The organism is Mucilaginibacter sp. OAE612 (assembly GCF_041806395.1).
GTDB classification, from domain to species: domain Bacteria; phylum Bacteroidota; class Bacteroidia; order Sphingobacteriales; family Sphingobacteriaceae; genus Mucilaginibacter; species Mucilaginibacter rubeus.
In genome coordinates, this window is sequence record NZ_JBGMUW010000001.1 from 5,001,350 (window position 1) to 5,023,959 (window position 22,610).

At 42.3% G+C, this 22,610-nt stretch carries 21 protein-coding genes and 1 pseudogene; 19 read left to right on the forward strand and 3 right to left on the reverse strand.

Going from position 1 to position 22,610, the window contains the following annotated elements; all coding sequences use genetic code 11:
* The 3 genes from ABID99_RS20605 to ABID99_RS20615 form a co-directional block, all read right to left on the reverse strand.
* Complete coding sequence (locus ABID99_RS20605) at positions 1 to 834, reverse strand: MotA/TolQ/ExbB proton channel family protein (RefSeq protein WP_090533930.1); 834 nt, start codon at positions 832 to 834, stop codon at positions 1 to 3.
* 431 nt (positions 835 to 1,265) lie between these two features.
* The gene (locus ABID99_RS20610; protein WP_090533932.1) at positions 1,266 to 1,601 is read right to left on the reverse strand and encodes a translation initiation factor; all 336 of its coding nucleotides are present in this window, start codon (positions 1,599 to 1,601) and stop codon (positions 1,266 to 1,268) included.
* A 5-nt stretch (positions 1,602 to 1,606) separates the two neighbouring features.
* Positions 1,607 to 2,494, reverse strand: coding sequence for a diacylglycerol kinase family protein (locus ABID99_RS20615; RefSeq protein ID WP_090533934.1), 888 nt, complete (start codon positions 2,492 to 2,494; stop codon positions 1,607 to 1,609).
* 217 nt (positions 2,495 to 2,711) lie between these two features.
* Between ABID99_RS20615 and metK the strand changes: the two genes are divergently transcribed.
* From metK to ABID99_RS20710, 19 genes and pseudogenes are all read left to right on the forward strand, one after another.
* Positions 2,712 to 3,962: a methionine adenosyltransferase gene (gene metK, locus ABID99_RS20620; RefSeq protein WP_373614975.1), complete on the forward strand. Its 1,251-nt coding sequence runs from the start codon at positions 2,712 to 2,714 to the stop codon at positions 3,960 to 3,962.
* 155 nt (positions 3,963 to 4,117) lie between these two features.
* Positions 4,118 to 4,363, forward strand: a complete 246-nt coding sequence (locus ABID99_RS20625) for a hypothetical protein (protein ID WP_354486516.1) — start codon at positions 4,118 to 4,120, stop codon at positions 4,361 to 4,363.
* 52 nt (positions 4,364 to 4,415) lie between these two features.
* Entirely contained in the window at positions 4,416 to 4,934 is a 519-nt protein-coding gene (locus tag ABID99_RS20630; protein ID WP_090533938.1) for a hypothetical protein, read from the forward strand.
* Positions 4,935 to 5,695: 761 nt separating this feature from the next.
* Complete coding sequence (locus ABID99_RS20635) at positions 5,696 to 6,736, forward strand: AAA family ATPase (RefSeq protein ID WP_373615920.1); 1,041 nt, start codon at positions 5,696 to 5,698, stop codon at positions 6,734 to 6,736.
* Positions 6,737 to 6,956: 220 nt separating this feature from the next.
* The gene (locus ABID99_RS20640) at positions 6,957 to 8,651 is read left to right on the forward strand and encodes a hypothetical protein (protein WP_188834575.1); all 1,695 of its coding nucleotides are present in this window, start codon (positions 6,957 to 6,959) and stop codon (positions 8,649 to 8,651) included.
* A gap of 11 nt (positions 8,652 to 8,662) precedes the next feature.
* Positions 8,663 to 9,100, forward strand: coding sequence for a hypothetical protein (locus ABID99_RS20645; protein ID WP_188834576.1), 438 nt, complete (start codon positions 8,663 to 8,665; stop codon positions 9,098 to 9,100).
* A gap of 372 nt (positions 9,101 to 9,472) precedes the next feature.
* Positions 9,473 to 9,886, forward strand: a complete 414-nt coding sequence (locus tag ABID99_RS20650; RefSeq protein WP_188834577.1) for a hypothetical protein — start codon at positions 9,473 to 9,475, stop codon at positions 9,884 to 9,886.
* 3 nt (positions 9,887 to 9,889) lie between these two features.
* Positions 9,890 to 10,378, forward strand: a complete 489-nt coding sequence (locus ABID99_RS20655; RefSeq protein ID WP_188834578.1) for a hypothetical protein — start codon at positions 9,890 to 9,892, stop codon at positions 10,376 to 10,378.
* Between the two features lie 642 nt (positions 10,379 to 11,020).
* The gene (locus ABID99_RS20660; RefSeq protein ID WP_373614976.1) at positions 11,021 to 11,551 is read left to right on the forward strand and encodes a hypothetical protein; all 531 of its coding nucleotides are present in this window, start codon (positions 11,021 to 11,023) and stop codon (positions 11,549 to 11,551) included.
* Positions 11,552 to 11,699: 148 nt separating this feature from the next.
* Positions 11,700 to 12,275, forward strand: coding sequence for a hypothetical protein (locus tag ABID99_RS20665; RefSeq protein WP_188834580.1), 576 nt, complete (start codon positions 11,700 to 11,702; stop codon positions 12,273 to 12,275).
* A 148-nt stretch (positions 12,276 to 12,423) separates the two neighbouring features.
* Positions 12,424 to 13,449, forward strand: a complete 1,026-nt coding sequence (locus ABID99_RS20670) for a hypothetical protein (protein ID WP_090533947.1) — start codon at positions 12,424 to 12,426, stop codon at positions 13,447 to 13,449.
* 842 nt (positions 13,450 to 14,291) lie between these two features.
* Positions 14,292 to 14,735, forward strand: a complete 444-nt coding sequence (locus tag ABID99_RS20675; protein WP_373614977.1) for a hypothetical protein — start codon at positions 14,292 to 14,294, stop codon at positions 14,733 to 14,735.
* Between the two features lie 202 nt (positions 14,736 to 14,937).
* Positions 14,938 to 15,420 carry a DoxX family protein gene (locus tag ABID99_RS20680; protein WP_188834582.1) on the forward strand — a complete coding sequence of 161 codons (483 nt, stop codon included), beginning with the start codon at positions 14,938 to 14,940 and terminating at the stop codon, positions 15,418 to 15,420.
* A gap of 72 nt (positions 15,421 to 15,492) precedes the next feature.
* The gene (locus ABID99_RS20685) at positions 15,493 to 16,239 is read left to right on the forward strand and encodes a sulfite exporter TauE/SafE family protein (protein ID WP_188834583.1); all 747 of its coding nucleotides are present in this window, start codon (positions 15,493 to 15,495) and stop codon (positions 16,237 to 16,239) included.
* Between the two features lie 66 nt (positions 16,240 to 16,305).
* A complete protein-coding gene (locus ABID99_RS20690; RefSeq protein WP_188834584.1) occupies positions 16,306 to 17,097 on the forward strand; it encodes a DUF5995 family protein in 792 nt (263 codons plus the stop codon).
* 477 nt (positions 17,098 to 17,574) lie between these two features.
* A pseudogene (locus tag ABID99_RS20695) lies at positions 17,575 to 18,526 on the forward strand (TIGR01212 family radical SAM protein).
* 586 nt (positions 18,527 to 19,112) lie between these two features.
* A complete protein-coding gene (locus ABID99_RS20700; RefSeq protein ID WP_176622443.1) occupies positions 19,113 to 20,345 on the forward strand; it encodes an acyltransferase in 1,233 nt (410 codons plus the stop codon).
* Positions 20,320 to 21,696 (forward strand): acetylxylan esterase, encoded by a 1,377-nt coding sequence (locus ABID99_RS20705; protein WP_373614979.1) that lies wholly within the window; start codon positions 20,320 to 20,322, stop codon positions 21,694 to 21,696. Before ABID99_RS20700 ends, ABID99_RS20705 begins: the two co-directional genes overlap by 26 nt.
* 21 nt (positions 21,697 to 21,717) lie before the next feature.
* Entirely contained in the window at positions 21,718 to 22,566 is an 849-nt protein-coding gene (locus tag ABID99_RS20710; RefSeq protein ID WP_373614980.1) for a hypothetical protein, read from the forward strand.
* Positions 22,567 to 22,610 lie beyond the last annotated feature (44 nt).

A 22,610-nucleotide genomic window follows, 5' to 3' on the forward strand; every position in this document is an offset into this window, starting at 1 on the left:
TTATTTATTTTTGTGAGATGAAGCAAATGTTTGTACAATGCTAAATCCGGTTTCGTCAATAGCGTAAGTCAACTTATCAATTTTTGATGTAAATACGTTGTACATAACAATTGAAATAGCTGAAGTACTGATACCAAATGCAGTGTTGATCAAGGCTTCAGAAATGTGAGCCGATAGTTCAACCTGGTTAGGTACACCGGCAGTTGCTAATGAAGAGAACGCTTTGATCATACCCACAACCGTACCTAACAGACCAGTTAATGTACCGATAGATACCAAAGTAGCGATGATAGTTAAGTTTTGCTCAAGCATTGGCATTTCCAAAGCTGTAGCTTCTTCGATATCTTTTTGGATAGCTAAAGTTTTTTGGTCAACGTCAAGGTTTGGTTCAGCTTCCATTTCACCATATTTTTTCAGTGCTGATTTGATAACGTTAGCAACAGAACCTTTTTGTTTGTCGCACTCTGCAGAAGCACCTGCAATGTTACCGGCATTTAAAAGAGATTGGATTTTCCTTACGAAGCTATCAACACTACCAGTACCTGAAGCTTTGCTGATAACGATGAAACGCTCGATAGAGAAAACGATAACCATTAATAAGAAACCCATGATCACCGGTACGATAACACCACCACTGTGAACTGTGCCGAAAATGTCTGTTGGGTAAGCGTTAACATCACCACCTTTAAAGTGGCTTGGATCGCCTAAAATGAATATAAAGATACAGGTTGTAACAATAAGACAGATTGGAATGGTTAAAGAAGCAAACATGCCAGATGCACTTGAGCTTTCTTTCTTAACAGGAGTAGTTGGTTTTGTTGGTGCGTTTGCCATTACTTTTGAATTTTTAGTTTTTGTTTTTGTTTATTTTATAAGTTAGTTAAAATGCGCTGTTTGTTGGGAATAACAAAAATAGAATTTTATTGAATTAAAAAAACCATTTATGTTATTCTTTACAATTTTTTAATACAGAATATCATTCTGTGTATTGTTGGTGAATATAAACGCAACATTACAATTTTATTGTGTGTTACCAACACAATTATATGCAATGAAAACCATTTTTTTTAAAAATAGCAAGTGATAACACATAAAATTTGTGTTACCAAGCTAAAATAGCCCGTTTTTTTTAAGTTTATAAAAGGTATCTGTACCTTTTAACTATGATGCAAGCTTTGTAACAGATAGTTGTACATTTTGTTTAAAAGCGCATCTTTTAAATAAGTCTGTTAAACTACCGGTTTATAATTGTTTATTTTTTCAGATCACCCGCCGGCTTTTTTAGCTTTATACCCGTCGGTTTGTAATAATACCAGTATTTTATCACGGAAATCGCCCTGGATCAGTATTTCGCCATCTTTAACCGAACCTCCAACCCCGCATTTCGATTTTAGCTTTTTTCCCAAAGCTTCCAGGTCAGCATCGGCACTAATAAACCCGGCAATGCGGGTAACCAGTTTGCTGCCTCCTTTACGGTCAAGATATATTTTAAGATTTTGCTGCTGTGGCGGCAATGTTTCGGCCCCTCCCCCGCCGTTTTCCTGGTATTGAAAATCGGGGTCGGTTGAGTAAACTACGCCTGTAAAATTTTTCTTAGCCATATTGATCAATTTTTAAATGACGGGCCAACTATAACCTTTAATGATTTTGGCAATATAGTAATATCTATGCCAGTACCCGCCACTTGCGGTTCGCCATCCAGGTGAATGGGGCCGGTATGCTCCCTTTTTATCAGGATCTGCTTACCGCGGATAATTTCTACGTATTTGGAGCTTTCGGTTGCTTTAATCAGCATGCGCATGCTCATCTCCGGAAACCTCCACAACGGAAAAGGCTTTATCACGCAAACATCCAGCAAACCATCCTGCAGGCTTGCTTTGGGCGATATATGCACATTATTGCCATATTGCGAAGAATTGGCTATACTGAGCATAAATGCCTTATAATCATATTTCTTTCCGTCGATATCCAGGTGATAGTTTTGCGGCTGGTAGCCAACCACCTCTTTTATCGACGATTTTATATAACTGATAAAACCGCGCTTTTTACCATGCGAAAAGATCTCGCTGATGTGGGCGTCAAACCCCATGCCTGCCATATTAAAAAACGGCTGCCCGTTAATCCTGGCCGAATCAATAATTTCGGTACGGCCAGAGGCAAGGTTTTTAATAGCATCCCGTGTATCCATAGGGATCCCTAAAAACCTCGAAAGCCCGTTGCCCGAGCCAAATGGCACTATGCCAAGCGACGTATCAGTATCTACAATGGCCGAAGCCACTTCATTAACCGTGCCATCACCGCCAACGGCCACCACGGTATCAAATTTGCCTACAGCCTCGGCCGCTATTACCCGCGCATGGGCTATGCCATCGCTAAACGCTATAACCGGCTCCATTACACCGGCATCAACAGTATCTTTAATCAGTTCAGGCACCCCGTCCTTCTTCTTCCCGCCCGAAATTGGGTTTATTATAAATAACGCTTTCCGTTTCAACTATATATATTATTTCAATCTTCAAAAGTAAATGTATTTTCGGCTTTGTGAAATTTGTTTTATTTTTACCGCCCGAATGTGGACTGATTTAATGCTCCTTTTTACACCGGAGCCGGATTGCAACCACGTAAAAAAGTGCTAAAACCATGCTTCTTTTTACTGCCCGATCCGTCTTAAAACCCTCCCAGTCGATTTTTACTTTACTTATTTAAATTTTATGTCATATTTATTTACTTCAGAGTCTGTATCAGAAGGTCACCCGGATAAAGTGGCCGATCAGATCTCGGACGCGCTGATTGATCATTTTTTAGCATTTGATGCCGAATCGAAAGTTGCCTGCGAAACGCTGGTAACCACAGGCCAGGTTTTTTTAGCCGGCGAAGTAAAATCAAAAGCCTATCTCGACGTACAGAAGATTGCCCGCGAGGTGATCAACAGGATCGGGTACACCAAAGGCGAATATATGTTTGACGGCAGTTCATGCGGTGTGCTATCGGCCATCCACGAACAATCGCCCGATATTAACCAGGGGGTCGACCGCACCGCCAAAGAAGAACAAGGTGCCGGCGACCAGGGTATGATGTTTGGCTATGCCACTGTTGAAACCGACAACTATATGCCGCTTGCCCTTGATATAGCCCACGCTTTATTAATTGAGCTTGCAGCCATCCGCCGCGAAAACAACGAGATCAAATACCTTCGCCCGGATGCAAAATCGCAGGTTACGCTTGAGTACAGCGACGACAACAAACCGCAGCGTATTGATGCCATCGTTATATCAACCCAGCACGATGATTTTGACGACGAGCCAACCATGCTTGCCAAAATCAGCGCCGACATCATCAGTATCCTGATTCCACGTGTTAAAGCTAAATACCCTAAATACGCCCACTTCTTTAACGATGATATTAAATACCACATTAACCCAACCGGTAAATTTGTTATCGGCGGGCCGCATGGCGATACCGGCTTAACCGGCCGCAAAATTATTGTGGATACCTACGGTGGTAAAGGTGCACATGGTGGCGGCGCTTTCTCTGGTAAAGACCCTTCAAAGGTCGACCGCTCGGCCGCTTACGCTACCCGACACATCGCTAAAAACCTGGTTGCCGCCGGTTTGTGCGATGAAGTGCTTGTTCAGGTATCATACGCTATAGGTGTTGCACAGCCAATGGGTATTTACGTAAATACTTACGGCACCGCCAAGGTCGACCTGCACGACGGCGACATTGCCAAAAAGGTAGAAGGCATTTTCAATATGACCCCATACGCCATTGAAACCCGCTTTAAACTGCGTAACCCCATTTACAGCGAAACCGCGGCTTACGGCCACTTCGGCAGACCTAACGAGGTAGTTACCAAAACTTTTGTTGGCCACGACGGCAGCAAACTGGAACGCGAAGTTGAGCTGTTCACCTGGGAAAAGCTTGATCATGTTGATCAGGTTAAAGCAGCCTTCGGGTTGTAATTAATTACACCTATATAATATACGCAATAGCGACGGGCTTACCTGTCGCTATTGTTGTTTTGGGGCCATCCTGTTTATAAGACAGGAAAGTACTTTAGTAATAACAAAAATCATTGGCCCGCTCAGTTACCGCCGGGGCTGTTACTTTACCTTAGATGCAAAGTAACCAAACATCAAGTCAGCAGGGAGGCTTTTTTGCCGCACGGGCCTTTACCTGCAAACCAGCCAGAACCACGGGCTGCAATTATTTTGCCCTGCTTCGCTCCCTCCAGCCACTGCTTCTGCAAAAACTTGCTATGCCCTTCCGTACCCGCAACCCCCGCATTGTTCTGCCCGGTTTCGCCCAAAGCTTTCCTGCTGACAAAAACAACACCATTCGAACCAAACTCCCGCTTTCCTAATTAAATTATAAATACATACATTTATCACCCAAAATCCCCGAGCCCAATTTAAATGCCTGCTAACACCCGAAACGCCATAACCGCCATCATAAACTTTGCCGCATCAGTCATGATAACCGCATGGTTCATTGAACAAAAGTTTGGCTATGTGGTTACGCCCGAGGCCATATTGTTATCCAACGTTGTTGCATGCAGTAAATGGGTAGTCATGGTTATAGCGGCTATCATATTGCTCGAAACCAACAAATGGGTCTTCATCAGGCGTATGAGCTTTGCCAGCCTGGCGGGCAGCTGCGCCATGTTTTCTGTGTATGTGTTCAGGTATATACCGGTGAGCAGTTGGGAGCAGTTTACGTATGCTATAGCTTTAGCCTTGCTGGTAATGACCGTATTCTTTTTTAAGGCCGTTATAAACACCAGGCTATCACTTAAATGGTTTGCGGCATGGTTGGTTTGCCTTGTTATAAGTATGGTACTGCAAGTTAAAGTGGTGTTTAGCCTGCACCCCGGAATTGTAACAAATGAGGTGTCCCATTTTTTTGATTCCCGAAAAAAAAGTGAAATTTCCTGATCCTTCTTTTTTTAAAAATCACAAGTGTTCCATTTTTTGAGAGCCGAAACGCGAAACAAGCGTTTAATGAAACATCTTAAAAATCAACTATTTAGCATTTTTGGTGAAACATAGTTAAATATTTGATTATCAACAATTAAAGCTTTTCACCAGTAAATTTAACCGCTCATTAAAGCAGCGGTTCAACGCGTTTTTTGCCTTGTATTTTTCATGTATTTTTTGCTGTTTTTTTGAGTTTTTTATTTGAACCCTCCATTTTATCGAAAGGTACTGACAAAACAGCGCCACCAATATTGCAAAAACCTACAGCTAAATTTGCCCCTCACACACCCCTCTCCTTTGGAGAGGGGTTATGAAAATTTCCCCGGGCGCATTAAGTCAATAGTTCTGAGCCGGAAGCCATAAGTCGGGGTTATGCCGTAAGTGTTCGGAAGGTTTTTAATTCCCTCCGCTGGGAGCATAGCCGTTACCTTATGAGGTTAATTCAGCTTAAACACATCAAACTCCCCTCTCGAGAGGGGGGGGCGCGTTGGAAAAAGCGGGAGCAGGGGTGTGTTATACAAGCGATAAGTCGCGCGTAGAGTAACACACCCCTCCACCCCTCTCAAGAGGGGAATCGCGCAATCCTTCGCTTTTTTTATTTCTTCTGAACCCTTATGCCGCTTTACCCGGGACTTACGACTTTGCCCTAAACACCAAGCATTAATTTATCAACGACATAACACTATGTTGAAAAAAATGGACGACCACTGGTTGTGGAAATGATCCGCGCCGATGTGCGCGAGGCGGCGCGAAGAGACGCTAAAAGAGGGATCCGCCCGAGGGTTTATGACCCTGACGCTATCCCTCCCGATGCTTTTATTATTCACCAGGCCAGTACATGGATGGAGATGGAACGCGAACGCCAAACGCCCCGGATGCTGTTCGGCGAGTTTTGGCTTGAGGGTGAGCTGTGCATTCTGTTTGCCGATACCAACATGGGCAAAAGTTTGCTGACCGTACAACTGGGCGACAGCATTACCCGCGGCAAAGCCATCACACCTTTTAAAATGGATGCCGAACCCAGCCCGGTTCTCTACATTGATTTTGAACTCATCGGCAAACAATTTGAACAGCGCTATACCGATGGCAGCACCACCCATACCTTTCACGAAAATTTTTACCGGGGTGAGTTTAACCAAATGACCGGCCTGCCGCAAGATTTTAAAACATTTGATGAGTTTATCACCCACGGCCTTAGCCGCGCAATCAAGCGTACCGATGCCAGGGTGCTCATTATTGATAATATTACCTGCCTGCGCAACGGCACCGAACGCAGCAGCCAGGCCCTCTCGCTCATGAAACAGCTCAAACTGCTTAAAACCCGCCATGGCCTCAGCATCCTGGTGCTGGCCCACACCCCTAAACGCAACCCTTCACTGCCTATTACCCGTAACGACCTGCAGGGCAGCAAAATGCTCATCAACTTTGCCGACAGCGCCTTCGCCATGGCCGAAAGCCAAACCCTGCCCGGCTACCGCTACCTAAAACAGGTAAAACAACGCAGCACCGCCGAAATGTACGGCAGCCATAACGTATGCCTTGGCCGGCTGGAAAGGCAAAATGGCTTTTTGCAGTTTGTATTCTCCCATACCGATAACGAGGTAAAACACCTGCGCCGCTACAGCCAGGTAGAACGGCAACGCCGGGCCGCAGATGTACTCGCGCTTCATAAGCAGGGTTTGAGCCAAAGGCAGATTGCCGGCAGGTTGGAAATGAGCTTATCGGCGGTAAACAGGGTGTTGGGGGTGGCGGGGGGATAAAGTGGTTTGGGATATTGCAGCAAAGGTATTCACGTTAATCGATATCATTAGCAAATACTTACTATAAAACTACAATATTTTAGCAAAATCATGGTAGCGCATAGGTAATACCATTTTAATGCCTTTCCCTAATAGGCTCCATGTGCATAAATAAAAATATTAAATATTCTTTAATTTATTATTTAGTTATTATCTTGCCTAAAGACAATCTACTAAAATAATGAAACAACCTAAACCGGCTTTTAAAAAGCTACTACTTCTATGTGCGCCTATCACGCTCATCGCCGTAATCATCGGCAGTTGTAAAAAAGATAACCATGTGACTACGCCGCCTGCTGCAAATCCTGCCGCTGTCAACGAAGCAAAAAGTTGGTACGAAAAATCGTATCCTGCCAGCACCAAACTCTCTGTGCAGGCAGCATCAGTCGGCCAAGATTGGAGCCAAGGTGTAAAGCCTGATTGGAACAACGGTACAACATATACACGCTTCGATGACGAGGTGCTCGAAATGCCGATAGACGCAGTGACCTCGGGAAAGCTTGCCCTTGGCATAAAAGAACAAACCACCGGGACGGAATACAAAGCAGCGAACAGTAAAAGCTCATTCCTCTTGATAAAGTCGCTTGGCGTCTATCAAGCCTACATTATGACTATTATCGGCGACCCGTCATATCTCAAAGGTGATCTCAGGAAACTTGATCGCAACAAATACAACAAGCGGGACAGCGCCTTTACCGGCGTAGTGCTCTATTCCACTCCAAAAGGTAAGTTTGTGAATGCATGGACGTACAAAAACGGTACGATCAGTGGGCAGATATCGCCTGACAGTGCTTCGGCTACTTCTGCTACTACCGGCAAAACCCAGACTGATGCGATAAAAGCCAACTTAACGGAGATTACAACCTGCTACACCTGGACACAAACAAGCTCCTATAATGGGCAAAGCACGGGAACCGTCGTGCTTGACAGCTATTGTGTCACCACCTATTCGGGCACATGGGATTCAGGCGGTGGCGGTGGTGGCGGGTCTATTCCCGGAACTGGCGGCGGTGGAGGGGGCGGCGGAGGGACGACAACTCCTCCTTCTCCTGCACCATGTGTGCCAACAAACGCGATTGATAACCTTGGCAAGATCAGTGTTAACAGTGTGACGGTGAACCAGCTACAACCGCTTCCGACCGATCCTCCTGGAGATGGCTTTCCTCCACCAAATGGAAACGTGCCATGTGCAACCGTTGTAACATCAACTCAGGTTACCATTCCCAACACAGACATACGAGATAGTATCAGTACGAACTACCAATGCGCCCGGGCATTGGTGGCGCAGTTGACCACTCTCAACACTAATATTGCAAGGATACTGTATCAAGCCTTCGGCACAACAAGCAGTAAAAGCATTACGTTTGTTGATGGCCCTGCGGCTGATTTTACCGGCAATAATGCAACAGAAGACGGACATACGATCGGCTACAAGGTATATCTCAACCCCTTTGTGCTTGCCAATTCATCGAACGAATACCGGCTCGTAACGCTTTATCATGAAGCCATTCACGCTTATTTAAACTTAGAACACAAAACGCTTGGTGATGCTGGTTTCAGTGCCAAGTATCCGATGGTAAAAGTTGTTGCTCACTCCAATTTTACCAGCGTGGTCGGCGCTGACCCATACGATTATTGGATCGACCCGGGAGCCGGATACGAAACCAAGGTCGTAACAGGCGGGCACATAACTATGGCTGAATACTTCATTGGACAGCTTAAAGATGCGATATTAGCATATAATCCTTCCTTTCCTGCTGATAAGGCGCTGGCGCTTGCAAAAGGAGGAATCGTGGATGATAGCAGTATTAAATATGCCAACGACTCGGAACGAGATGTCAGAAAAGGCAACTCAGTTGGAACAAAATGTCCTTAATATAATTGATTATGAAACAAATTATCATCTCGCTTGCGTTCTTTTTATCGTCCGCATTGTCAATAAAAGCCCAGTCTAAATTAAATATTTACGGAGGCAAAAATCACGATCAATTTTTAGGGTGTGTCACGTGTACAAATGATGATCCTAATTCCATCTGGAACACACTGGGGAGATATGGGTCTACCCACGAGACTAACTCAATATGGAATCCGAATGGCGTGTACGGAAGTACTAAGAGTGATTATTCCCCTTTCAATAAAAAAGCAAAATGTCCGCCGATTATACTTGACGAAAATGGTAAGTCTAAAGGATATATGACCGTAAATAGAAAGAATCCGAAACGATCATGGGAACCGTTTGTAAATGCGGTGAGCGAAGAACGGCAGCAAATAGTTAAGGATATACCTAAATATTATAACGACAATTTTCACGACTTTCGTAATTGAACGACAATTTCAGTATATAAATAACATGAAAAAACTGGAAATAGTCATACCTTCTAATTATCATTATTGCTTGTACTGCAAAAGCGCAAAGCAAGCTAAATATTTACGGAGGCAAAAATCACGACCAATTTTTAGGATGCATGAACTGTGACAACGAAACGCCGAATTCAATTTGGAGCCCTTCACCGATTACGGGATGCGGCACTGCCCTGGGCAGCTACGCAACCTGGTAGCACGCAATTAACATATCAGTTAGGAGAAACAAGGTCACAGCCGACAGGCATTGGTCAAAGTGCCACTGTTACATTAAATACACAAATGTTATTGCATAGCTCGCGGTTATTAATTGCGGCTACAATAATTCATGAAACAATGCATGCCTATATAAATTATGGACTTGCCACTGCGCAAGATAATGCATCGCAAGGATACACAGATTTTAGCAAAAATAACTGGCTGCTTTCTATAGACCAATGGTGCACGATAGACGGGCTCCCTTCTAACTTCAGCAATCATTCGGTGATGTTGACTTCATACTTCGATCAGGCGGTTAGTTCGTTAAAATCGTGGGACAACAGGGCTCACAGCGATGGAGAATATGCCATGGCAATGCTATATGGACTGAACACCTCTGATCCTACCACAACCGCAGCTCAAACAGCCAATTTACAGCAAGCATACAATGCCATTAAAACCAAATATTCGCTTACTGATACTCAAATAAATGGTTTTTATTTATCTTCCCTTAACTCAACAGATAAATTGCCTGGAAACTGTAACGATTAAAGTATGATGAAAAATCTTTTAACAACACTAATTTTATTCTGTGTCGCTCTTTCGGCATCGGCTCAAAAGGCTGTGAGTAATATAGATACGATTTACTATCTTCTCGATACGGCTAATACCCCGGTAAAAGATCGGATGTGGGATATTGGCGTAGAGTCGCAGTATAAATATTATGCAATCCAATGTCCTTGTCTAAAATTTAACAATTATCCCACCTTCGTATTCAATGTAAAAGACCCGGGACGGAAGATAAGTGGTGATCAAATAACCGCTTTCAACTTTGTCAGCCTTTCCAGCCTCATAGAGCGAGCCAAGAAGACCAGTGACTTAACCGCACAGACATTATATGTCTTTTACATCGTCGAAAAAAGTGATGCGAATGAGTATGTAAGCCATAAAATAAGACTGTTACCCACTCGTCAACAAGTAACCACTATAGATAAAGAAAATATACTCCCTGTAACGGATAAGAAAAGGGACAGTCGACATTGAACAAGCCATACGGCATAAGACGACTATGAAAAAAGTTTATAGCAATACTATTTTTTATTGTTATGACTTCTGTAACATCATAAGCTCAATACCGGAAAGGAGTGAATACTCGGGCCACAGCATCAAGCGCTACATACTCCTGCCGGTTAAAAATTATAGGGCAATATTGAATATCAAACCCTTAAATGCATTACGCTCAGAATAAACCACCTATAACGGCATATATTAACTATTATTAAGAGGCTTTATAGTCACAAATGTATACTCTCAATATCGTTTATATATATATATCAATACTGACGGGGCATTTATAAAAAAATATTTGCAGTATATTTTAATAAATTTTAACGGTTATCATACATGAGGCATTACATGCCTATCTGGAAGCGGAAGGAGTCGATCCTAAGAATCAACATGAGAATATAATTATTGATTACGTTAACAAAATGAGCGCGTCGTTAACGACGATGTTTCCTGGAATACCTCCTAATGATGCAAAGAATTTATCTTTGGGTGGACTCGATCAGACAACTACTTTCCTATACACAGTCGCAAAAGATATGGGATTATCGGGCAGTTTTGCAGCTACTCAATCTGCCTATTCAATTGGCTCATTAGGTACAAGATGTAAATAAATTTGATATGAAAAATCCGTTAAAAAGTATTGCTGTTTTAATTTCCTTTTGTGTTGGGATAAATACAGTGAAGGCGCAAGACAAAATGCTGGGTGAAGGCAAATATAAACATACCCTGTCTGATAGTCTTTTAACTGAATTCTCCGGTACCGTGTACAACTCCTTTTATAATCCGTCGTATATGTCTACCACAACACCGACGTTTGCGGTGTTGAAAATTGACATTGACAAGAATGGAAAGGTGGTAGACATGCGGTTCTCGGACAGTGCAGATTCTACGTTTGTTAGGGCGTTCGATAACAGGAAAAAATGGCATGATGACAAGGCGACGCTTGAAAAGTATGCCAGGATAAAATCCTATAAAGACGTTTCTTTGTTGATCCCGGTGAGTTATGAGCCCCAATTACCTAATTCCAATAAGTATTACACCAATGGGTATTTGGAATCGTACTTGAAGTTCAATAACAAAGACTTTACCGGAAAAGCCGTTATGTTGTCTCCGATCTTCATACCGGTGCTCACCAAAGGTAATAGGTAATGCTGTAAAAGGGCTTTGGTGGAGCCATGGGGCGTCATAATGAAGAGAAATACTATGAAGCGGTGGCGATACTACTATTCTTGGTTGGTGTTATACCGAGTTTCAAAGAGAAGGTTTAACTGGAAAAAGCTGCAATTAATCAAACATTATGAAAAAGTTGTTCTTGTTTTTTTTGTTTCCGTTATTGTCCCAATTATCTATGGCGCAAATCCATTCTAAGGATAATGTGATCAGGGGTTTTGATGGAATAAAGTATGCTTTTATAAATAATTACAAACCTGACATTGATTCAGCAAAAAGTACCTGTTGGAAAGGCTGTGTATTTATACGTTTTAATATTAACAATCAGCATCAACTTACCAATGTTACTTATACCACAACCACCCCCATTTTTATAAAAGATGGGATTGCGAAAGTTATTACAATAATAAATCAGCAAGGCGTAAATATAGACCAGGTAAAGAACCTACGTGGTCGAACTTATATTTTACCGCTGATGATTACAAATAATGCTGGTTGCGGATTTATGACGGGCTGGGAAAATAACGATTATCAAAGCAAACTGGATGAAAAAACAAAATTGATGTATGAAAAACGGCAGGAACGGTATGATCAGCTTGGAAATTCAATACAAAACCTCATCAATTTCGGCGATAATGAGAAACTGAATTTTATTGATTGTATTTTACTTAAGTCGATAGTGATGCCTCTCGCGATGAATTAGAATTTACCAGGGTATGTAACTATGAAATGGCTAATTGTAAACATATAACGGGGTTGTTAATTACTTTGGAAATTCTCCGCTGAAGTACGCATGTTCACTAAGATTATTGAGGCAATTGCTACGTTGGTATTATATCTACACTATAAATATGAAAAAAAAAGCTTTAATACTACTGCTTTTCGGTACAATTAAAATCGCGACGGCTCAACAACCGCCGAAAGGGTTTAATAATAATGGGATGATGTTCCGAAATTTTCAAATTCCGCCTGCCGGATATGTTTTGCTCGACGCTGCTGCTTTACCAAAAGGCACCTCGGCTCACAGAGTGACCCTTAAAAGTAGCCTATTTACACAACCACAAACCGACCTGACAATTGAAATATTTAACATTTTGTTTAACCAAAAGGACTTAGCTGTATTTTCTGTGATGCCTTCTCTTTTTAGCAAAGACCCGAAATGGCAGAAAATAGACATTGATACTTTGAAAGCACCAGTAATTAACTTGAATGAGTTATATGATATAATGAAAAACAAATTTTCAAGATACCAGAACGAGGGAAAAGATGGCTTGGATAGATTGAAATATTTTAATTACGAGTTGATACTTAAAAAAAACGACGGCTATTATTGTAATGCTACCGATTGTTTTACAGAGTTTTTAACAGTTGGCGATAGTGCTAATAAACAGCCTGCCGGATTTCGACTTAATTTGAATGCAAAAATGCGAAGTACGGCCGAATATGAATCTGCATATTACCGGGCGAATGGTGCTTTTTCTTCAAACTACAACAAGTATGATTCTGAAACCAGCCTGGGCGTAGAAGGCGGCCCGATGCTCAATTTGTCTTATATAATTTCGGATAAAGGCAAAAAGGCATACAAATTTTGGTTGCTTGACAGTTGGATACAGGACGGCGTAAGTTACTATCGCGGTATGGACCGATTTGTTTTTGAACCAGGAATTGGGATAATAGGGGCTGCTTACGAATTTTTCATGCGCGACCTGAGCACTTATTGGTACCATATTACTGAAGCTCCTCCAAAAATCGTTAAAGGTTCGGCAGACGATAAAGGATTCTATCCTATCACCCCTTATTTCCCAAAATCAGATCTCGCTTTGTTTGATTATTTGACCGAAAGTGTAATCAACTATATAAATATCGAAAAGCTTTAAAAAACCCTGCCCTTTCGCTGGCGCACGCGCAATGTCATTAAGTTAAGAAATTGACAGGCTGCACCAGAGGTGCAAAAGGTTTGTAGAGATGGATAGGAATGAATTTCCGGTGTGCCAGAGGTACACAACTCCGGTGTTCCGTACCTCTGGCACGGTTATTTTGGTGTTATTATATTGCTACAAACCTGTACCCCCTCTGGGGGATTCCTTAACTTAATGACATTGGCCTTGCGGTAGCGAAAGCCAACGTTCGTACCGAAAGAAGTATCCAACAAAAAAGGCTAATCATCTCTGATCAGCCTTTTCACATAATTACCCCGTTTAGTCTATTACATTTAACATTCATTTTCCTTTGTACTGTGCGCAACAAAAAAACCGCATAATGCACTTGCGCTTAATGCCAATAATAACGTAATCATAGTGTTTAATTTTAGGTGAATAATTAATTAATACAATAATTAGTACGTATAAAACTGGCTATAGTTTTATTAAACAGTCGTTTTTTGATATACGAAAGGCACTTTTACAATTATTATTTCTTTCAGGTTAAAAAATTAGGATATTATTAGCAATAAACCTCCAACACGCAACAAAATCAAAATAACTTTACACTTATTTGTGCCGTAAATTACAGCGTATTCGGCGCTTTATATAAATCTTTAGCGTTTGCTGCCGTGTTATGCATGTTATCAAGCTCATCGCTTTTGGCAAAAAGTCCTGAATTTTACCTTTGTTAGCTTTCAAAACGCAGCCACGCATATCTCACGCGGCCTGGTTTTAATTTAATCTCCTCCTGTTGTGCATTATCTTGTTACAATACCGTTCTTTAAAACATATTATCTTTGCGATACCTGTTTAACCATTACGCCAAAAACATTGTTAAAGGCCAAAGCATGATACGCGGAAAAAACATTAAGCCCATACGTTCATCACTAAGTTTGATGATGATGGTGATTTTCCTGGTGCTTGGCTACTGCCCGGTAAGGAATACTTTGTGTTCGCTCGCCAGCCATTCGTCTCAAAATAAAGAGCAAAAGGCCCCGCGCGATATCAAAGCTATTGTTGATGACGTATGTAACGCATACAATAGCGGCGATAAAATTATACCATACCAGGAAGTTGTATCAAAAACAACAATCCCCTTGCTCCTGGCAATTGTTGTTGCGGCAGCATTTTTTGGGAGCATAGCCCCGTTAAAAAGGCTTGTTGTTTTATACCCCTACCCCGCTGCCCGGGGTTTAAATACCATCCCGCTTTATTTGGCAAACAGGTCGTTATTGATCTGAACCTTTCCTGCCCCATTTTATGCTTCTCGCCATGCAACAATTAAGTTGTGCGTTTAATTTAAGCATTGTCCACTAACGCCTTACGGCTCTTTGTATTCAATTTTTTAATGATCCCCGGCTTTTCTGTTATTGATGTTGCTATCTGCAGCGGCATCTGTATACACGGCCTAAATGATCACTGCATATCAATTTTTTTTAAATCATGATCAAACATATTTTTTCAATAACCGGTAAAAATTACCGGCAATCAGCTCCCCTGTTTCTGCGTCTGACTATCGGCTTCGGCTTTATGGCACATGGCTGGGCAAAATTAATTAAAGGTCCCGAAGCCTTCGGAAACCTGCTGGCCCAGATACATGTCCCTTTCCCGCATGCTATGGCATGGATGTCAACCGTAACAGAACTGGTTGGCGGCCTGGCCATGTTTGCCGGGTTTATGGTAAGCTTAACCGCCTTGCCACTTATCGGCATTATGCTTGTAGCCATGTTCGGTATTCAAATTGATTATGGTTTCAGTTCGGTAAAAACCATTGGTTTAACTCCCAACGGACCAATTTTCGGTCCACCGGGATATGAGATCAATTTATTGTATATCGCCGGACTAATCTCGCTGCTGATCTCGGGAGGCGGCATATTTTCTGTCGATTCCATTCTGTCGTCTAAACGAGGCACAACTAAGTCGTAATAAAAAATAATAACAGCCTATTGATCATTAAGCCTCCCCGGCAAATGATCAATAGGTTTAATACACATTGATATGTACACTGTTTTTCTTTACATTTTTATTATAAGTTTTATTGCTACACTGGTGCGATCGACCTTTGGTTTTGGCGAGTCGCTGGTTGCTGTACCACTACTAAGCATATTTATCCCTCTTGGCGTTGCCGTTCCGCTTTCGGTACTCATTTCTGTTTTGATTGCGCTGGTAGTGGTGATACAGGATCATAGCAGCATCCAGTTTAACAGCGCGAAATGGCTTATCATTTTTGCTATACCAGGCATCCCCATCGGCTTGCTGATTTTAATATATGGCAACGAGTTTTGGGTAAAAACAGGGCTGGGTGCCCTCATCATCCTTTACTCGTTATATGCCATGTTTGGCAAAAACAGCTTTAAGCTTAATCATGATAGTAAATTATGGTTGTTTATCTGTGGGTTTCTATCAGGAGTTTTGGGAGGGGCCTATGGCGTTAACGGGCCACCGCTGGTTGTTTATGGTAACATGCGCAAATGGAGCGCTCAAAATTTCAGGGCAACACTTCAGGGATACTTTTTACCGGTAAGCTTAATTGGTGTAGCAGGCTATATTTTTAAAGGGCTAATTACCGGGGAAGTATTGAAATATTTTATCATGTCGCTACCGGCTGTTTTCCCCGCGATTTTTTTAGGACGATATCTTAATCACAAGCTAAATAGCGCTTCATTTTTCAGGTATGTATATTGGGGTTTACTGCTTATCGGGCTATTTTTAATTGTATTTTGCCTGTTCAACATAAAAACCTGATGTACAAGCCATCAACAAAAAACCTATCTTTAAAATAAATAATTTACCTGGACTTATCTGCCTGCTATGGAACCTATTGCACCAGCCCAAACTATTAACCAGATTATTGAACAGTTAGAGGCTATTATTGCCGACGCTATAAAAACCGACAGCAGGGCGGGGTATTTCGCGGCCCTGTACCATAAGGTTACCTGCAAGGTAAGGGAAGGCATCCAAAACGGTGAGTTTGAAAACCCTGCCCGCATGGAACAACTGGACGTGATCTTCGCCAACAGGTACATTATGGCTTACTATTGCTGGCAGCAAAAACAGCCCTGCTCACAGTCGTGGGAGTTGGCTTTCAGTATTTTTGATAAATCATCCAGACTGGTACTGCAGCACCTGCTCATTGGAATGAACGCGCATATCAACCTTGATTTGGGTGTTGCTGTTGTTGAAGTAGCGCGAAATCTTAACCAACCGCTAACCGAGGTCCATAATGATTTTAATTCCATCAATACTATACTTTCGGCACTTACTTACGAGGTGATCAGCGAGCTGAACCGGATCTCGCCGCTGCTGTCACTGGCGGGCCTGCATGCGCAAAATAATTCCATCCTCATCCAGTTTGCCCTTAGCAACGCCCGCGATGGCGCCTGGTGCTTTGCCGAAGATCTGTTTACCCGTAACGGGGATGCTTATCCTAAGCAAATTGCCAGCAGGGATAGTGATATCAATAAACTGGGACTTGGCATTGTTAACCCGGTTGGGATGCTGCGTATTACCGTATGGATCATTCACCTGTTTGAAAAACGGGACCCATCCAAAATAACTGAGATTTTGAGTACTTATAAAAAGACTTATTTAAAGGTGAATTAGATGTTTAGCGCTGGGTAAACGCTAAATTGTAAGAAGAGGTGGGAGATCCTATTTGTAAATTGCGATCAGCACAAAAAACAATACCAGCATTCCTCCACCAAAAAACTTCACATAATCGTTAAGCCATTGAGGTACATAAAAGAGATACCGATAGCTGGGAAGGTGTTGCCCTGTAAACACTGCACACAGTATTTTATAAATATATAGCGGAATATTACACAGGTATACACCAAGTAAACCAATTGTTTCGAGCGTTGAGCCTATGTGTAACACACTTTGGAATTTAGATTATTTATAATACAATAATAATTAATATTGTGTATCGCCGGGCAGTCAATTAAATATAAAGTATATAACGTACTATATAAGCCTTCCTAACAATAAACTCTCCCTCATCAAAATTCATTATCTTTGCCCCCTGATCGATGAAAGCAGCTGTTAATTGGTGCCTTCATCCAAAAATCGGTGAAATCATAAATGCAAACAATAACAACCTGGGAAAAAGGCTATAACAATTACGGGCCATGGCTTAAGGAAAAATACAAAGGCCATCGTGTGTTTAAAGTAATTGTTGATGGTGGTTTTACCTGCCCCAACCGGGATGGCTCAAAAGGTTACGGCGGTTGTACCTATTGTAATGTTGATTCATTTACGCCTTCTGTAAGCCGCAACGCCCCCACCGTACGCCAACAGGTTGAGGAAGGTATGGAACGCGCCCGTAAAGGCAATAAGGCCGATAAGTTTATTATTTACTTTCAGCCCAATACCAATACCTACGCCCCGGCGCATTATTTGAAAATGCTGTACGATGAAGCCCTAAGCTACGGTACCGAAGATATTGTAGGCCTCTCGGTAGGTACCCGGCCCGATTGTATTGACGCCGAAAAGATTGCCCTGTTGGAAAGCTACACCGACCGTTTTGATGTTGATTTGGAGATGGGTATGGAAAGCATCTATAACGAAACCCTAAACCAGATCAACCGGGGCTGCAGCCACGAAGAACTGGTGAAAGCCCTGAGCCTGGTCGAAAACTCGAAACTGGATATCTGCGTGCATACTATTTTCGGTTTCCCCTGGGAAACTAAAGAAATGATGCTGAAAATATGCCGACGAGATCAACCGTTTTAAACAGATCAAGTTTGTAAAATTCCATCACCTGCATATTGTTGAAGGCTCGGTAATGGGCGTAAAATACAAACGCGAGCCATTTCACCTGTTTGGCATTGATGAATATGCCGATTTTCTGTGCGAGTTACTGCCCCTTGTTCGCCCGGATATCGTGATCCAGCGCCTCTTCGGCCTCAGCGACCGCGAACTGCTCATCGCCCCCAACTGGGGATTGAAAAAATCAGAGATCCAGTATTACATTGATCAGAGAATTTTAAGCAGAGGTGTGGTGCAGGGAAGCCGCCTGAACCTTGATTTATAGGATTTGCCGGATTACTCTGCCGTTGTTGGTGTTGTCACCAACAACATTTACCCCTCGGCTATTAATGGTAAAGCAATTAAGAATAATGGTATATTGAACAAATAGAAGTTGTTGGTGACAACACCAACAATAGCGCAGTATTGATTATCAAAGGTATTTTTGGATCTGTTTTGTGATATGGGCGTTGCCTGCGGCCCGTGCTATCCGCTCATACTGCACGGGCATTAGCCACAAGGCCGGTATCCGCTACTATCACTAACGCGCCCAGCGCACCATCGCTAAGATATACTTTATACGTCATCACGGTTTTTTTCAGGATTTCCCTGATGGGTACTCGCGATGACGATGTTATAAAAAAGCTTTGGAAACTTACGAGTCAACAAAATCCATCAATCCGGCCAGTCCCCCCAAATCCCGGTTCTGGTTTAACGAATAAGCAAATCAATACTCTTCTCCCTGCAACTAAAAACTGCCACTGCAACTTAAAATATCACCACTTGCCGGCTGTTGCTTCTTAAACATTGGTATCTCTTTTGCAAACATTTACGTATAATTAAATTCATCTGAAAGTTAAAATACGTCCATTTTGTCACAACGAGCACAATCCAATTATATTCCGGCGTTAACAGGTGTAAGGGCCATGGCAGCTTACCTGGTTTTCATATCGCATTTTGCCTATGTGTTTGATGAGAAATTTCCCCACTCTGTGCAACGTTTCTTTAATGAGTTCCATATCGGGGTTACCATTTTTTTTGTGCTTTCGGGCTTTTTGATCGCATTTCGTTATTTTGATAGTTTTAAATTAACAAAAGCCTGGTTTCTGCAATACCTTAAAAACCGGGTGGCGCGCATCTATCCCATGTATGCATTGCTTACCATTGGGGCGTTCATAGCTTATCATTTTACGCAAAGTCCAACAGTAACGGCAGGGCAAAACCCGGTGGTTATGTTTTTCATGAATATCGTTTTTGTGCGCGGCTTTTTTGATCAGTTTAAGTTTACAGGCATTGCACAGGGCTGGTCGCTCACGGTTGAAGAATGTTTTTACTTTTCGGCGCCATTTATTTTCCTTATCGCCACTAAATACAAAAAGTTTTATATACAGCCTATCGCGGTTACCGGTTTAGGGGCTTTGCTTGTATTCATCTTTAGTCATGTAAACTGGTTCGGTTTCTTCGGCAACTTTACGTTCATGATGCTGTACACCTTTTTAGGCCGATGCTTTGAGTTTTACGCGGGCATTCAGCTGGCGCTTATTGTTCGGAAACAAAAACTGGAGGGTACAAGCAAAAAGAAGTTCACTTACCTGGGTTTTTTCATGATCTTTTTTTGCGTGTGGATCATGTCCACCTTGACCATCCCGAAAGGATATGAGGCAGGCTTGCATAATCCCTGGGGCATTATAACTAATAACTATCTGCTGGCTACCTCGATTGCCATTTTCTTTTATGGTCTGCTCACCGAAACTACCCTCCTTAAAAAGTTTTTAGCACACCCTTTTATTGAACTGCTGGGCAAAAGCTCCTACATATTTTACCTGATCCACTTAGGCTTTATGTACAATTTCATCCATCAGGGCATGAACAGTCTTAACGATTATGTTTTTGAGCTTTATGATAAATGGGGTGTCGACTGGCATTCGCCTTTTGAGTATGATAGCTTAAACCTTTTGTATGCCTTTATCGTTTTAAATGTCGTTTCCATAACGTTGTTTAAATTAATTGAAGAACCACTTAATCATTATATCCGTAAGTCTGATTTCCTGATTAAAAACAAAGCACGTAATCCCGAAAATGAATCAGCTAAGATTAAAGCCTAATTACAACATGCTAAAAAACGCTAACAAACTACTGATCATTGCTTTCGTTTTACTGACCTGGTGTGCCGCCCTACCGGCCATGGCACAGGAAACCGAAAAAGACCCGGCGGAGAATACCGGCAAAAGCGGTGGTGATGATGAAGTATCAACGGTATTAACTATCAATAATAAGGATGGTATATTCAGTTCAACAGCCTCGTTCAGCTTTGAAATTAAAAACACTTATGATACTAACCAGGAAGGCAGCATATCATACAATATCACTACCGAAAATGGGCAAATTGTTAAAACCCTGTCAAAGCCGGTAAATCTGGGCAAAAAAAGCACTTCCAAATATGATTTTGAGGTACCCAACCTAAAAACAGGTTTTTACAAGGTTAACATGATGATCAATGTGAGCGATTATGACGATACCACTCGCCGCGCTTTTGGGATCAGGCCGGAGGAAATCCGGTCGCAATATGCCAGGCCGGCCGACTTTGACCAGTTTTGGCAAACCGCCAAAGATGAGCTGGCCAAAGTGAAACCCAATTACAAAATCACCGAAGTGCCATCCATGAACACCGAAAACCGCAAGGTTTACGAAATAGAAATGAAATCGCTGGATAACCTTACCATCCGCGGTTACATGACGGTACCTATCAGCAAAAACAAAAACAAGAAATTTTCGGTACTGCTGGGTTTGCCCGGCTACCAGGTAAAGCTATATCCCATTGTAGGTGATGACCCCGACCTCGTGATCATCACCCTAAACACGCGCGGACAAGGTACCAGTCGCGATGTGATCCACACCGAGCGGGATGCCTTTATCTCCTATCATATTGAAGATAAAAACAAATATGTGATGCGCGGCGTAATTATGGATTGTGTACGCGCTGTTGATTTTATTTACGCGCAGCCCAATTTAAGACACGATCAGATCCTGGCAACCGGCGGTAGTATGGGCGGTTATTTATCGCTTGCACTTTCAGGCGTCGATCGTCGTATAAACCTTTGCTCGGCACAAAACCCCATCATGAGCGATATCCGCAATTTGGTTGGCGCTGTTGAATGGCCCATTAACGATATTAAAAAATATGTTTTAAGCAAACCCGGCGTAACCTTTAACCAGGTATTAAACAATCTTGATTATTACGATGCAAAAAACTTTGCAACAACTATAAAATGTCCAACAATTTTAGGCTTGGGCCTTTTAGATCCCTACGTACCGCCAGCCAATGGTTACGCGGTGTTCAACTCAATAAATACTGATAAACACGTATTGGTATTTAAAAACCTTGCACATGAGGTGAGCCAGGTATACAAAGATTATGAGGGCCGTTGGATGCGCGATACCTTTGGTTTGTTTTAAAACTTTTAAAATCTTAAACACATGACCTTGAAAAATACTTTATCAAAATATTTGCTTACGGGGATAGTAATATTCGCCTTTGCTACCGGTAAAAGTTATGCAGGAGGGTTCCCGGTAAGGCCGGGCAGGATCTCACTATCGCCATCAGCAACTTACTTTTTTGCCAATAAAGCCTGGGATGCCGACAGCCATAAAGGTGCCTTTGCCAATAATGGCAAGTTCAGCTCATGGAGCTATTCCTTATACTCAGAAGTTGGCTTAAGCCGCAGGTTTACCCTATCAGTACTTGCGCCTTATGTAATAAATACTTTTAGTACTGATCTTGGTACAAGCAAAAGCTCAGGTTTCCAGGACCTGGAAGTGGGTATCAGGTATTACCTGGCCAATATCAGTTATAAATATTACTTCAGCTTACAGGGCACGGCTATTGTACCTATGTATACCAACACCGCACTTGGCTATAACCAAAAAGGGGGAGAACTTAAACTGGCCTTTGCCGGCAGCGGGCATTTATTCGGCAAAAACTCATTCTTCATTCTTGAAAACGGTGTACGCGAGTACTTTGGTTACGAAAGTGTTTTCCAGGACAGGTACAATGCCACTTATGGTTTAACGCTTGATAAAAAGTTCCGCGAGCAGATCTCCCTAAGCGTGGGCGGCTTTTATACTACCAGTATCAATAAGGATTTTAACGTAAACCCAAGCGCCAGTAAAAACTTTGCCTTTAACCAGGTATCGCTAAGCTACGGTCATGCATTCGCTAAAAGCCTGTCGCTGTTTTTAACAGGCGGCACCTTTATTACCGGGCGCAATACCGGCGCGGGCACCAGTTTTTCGGCATCACTTAATTACCGGATAGATACGAAATAGCCTTATAAAAAGCTAAAAGCGGAAGGCATAAAGCTTAAAGCAAT

Excerpts from the sequence above, each read along its gene's own strand:
- ABID99_RS20640 (WP_188834575.1), top strand. The coding sequence starts at position 6,957 with ATGAAACAACCTAAACCGGCTTTTAAAAAGCTACTACTTCTATGTGCG.
- ABID99_RS20680 (WP_188834582.1), top strand. The coding sequence starts at position 14,938 with ATGATCAAACATATTTTTTCAATAACCGGTAAAAATTACCGGCAATCA.
- metK (WP_373614975.1), top strand. The coding sequence starts at position 2,712 with ATGTCATATTTATTTACTTCAGAGTCTGTATCAGAAGGTCACCCGGAT.
- ABID99_RS20690 (WP_188834584.1), top strand. The coding sequence starts at position 16,306 with ATGGAACCTATTGCACCAGCCCAAACTATTAACCAGATTATTGAACAG.
- ABID99_RS20610 (WP_090533932.1), bottom strand. The coding sequence starts at position 1,601 with ATGGCTAAGAAAAATTTTACAGGCGTAGTTTACTCAACCGACCCCGAT.
- ABID99_RS20655 (WP_188834578.1), top strand. The coding sequence starts at position 9,890 with ATGATGAAAAATCTTTTAACAACACTAATTTTATTCTGTGTCGCTCTT.
- ABID99_RS20665 (WP_188834580.1), top strand. The coding sequence starts at position 11,700 with ATGAAAAAGTTGTTCTTGTTTTTTTTGTTTCCGTTATTGTCCCAATTA.
- ABID99_RS20630 (WP_090533938.1), top strand. The coding sequence starts at position 4,416 with ATGCCTGCTAACACCCGAAACGCCATAACCGCCATCATAAACTTTGCC.
- ABID99_RS20605 (WP_090533930.1), bottom strand. The coding sequence starts at position 834 with ATGGCAAACGCACCAACAAAACCAACTACTCCTGTTAAGAAAGAAAGC.
- ABID99_RS20660 (WP_373614976.1), top strand. The coding sequence starts at position 11,021 with ATGAAAAATCCGTTAAAAAGTATTGCTGTTTTAATTTCCTTTTGTGTT.
- ABID99_RS20710 (WP_373614980.1), top strand. The coding sequence starts at position 21,718 with ATGACCTTGAAAAATACTTTATCAAAATATTTGCTTACGGGGATAGTA.
- ABID99_RS20625 (WP_354486516.1), top strand. The coding sequence starts at position 4,118 with ATGCAAAGTAACCAAACATCAAGTCAGCAGGGAGGCTTTTTTGCCGCA.
- ABID99_RS20650 (WP_188834577.1), top strand. The coding sequence starts at position 9,473 with ATGCATGCCTATATAAATTATGGACTTGCCACTGCGCAAGATAATGCA.
- ABID99_RS20645 (WP_188834576.1), top strand. The coding sequence starts at position 8,663 with ATGAAACAAATTATCATCTCGCTTGCGTTCTTTTTATCGTCCGCATTG.
- ABID99_RS20705 (WP_373614979.1), top strand. The coding sequence starts at position 20,320 with ATGAATCAGCTAAGATTAAAGCCTAATTACAACATGCTAAAAAACGCT.
- ABID99_RS20670 (WP_090533947.1), top strand. The coding sequence starts at position 12,424 with ATGAAAAAAAAAGCTTTAATACTACTGCTTTTCGGTACAATTAAAATC.
- ABID99_RS20685 (WP_188834583.1), top strand. The coding sequence starts at position 15,493 with ATGTACACTGTTTTTCTTTACATTTTTATTATAAGTTTTATTGCTACA.
- ABID99_RS20635 (WP_373615920.1), top strand. The coding sequence starts at position 5,696 with ATGATCCGCGCCGATGTGCGCGAGGCGGCGCGAAGAGACGCTAAAAGA.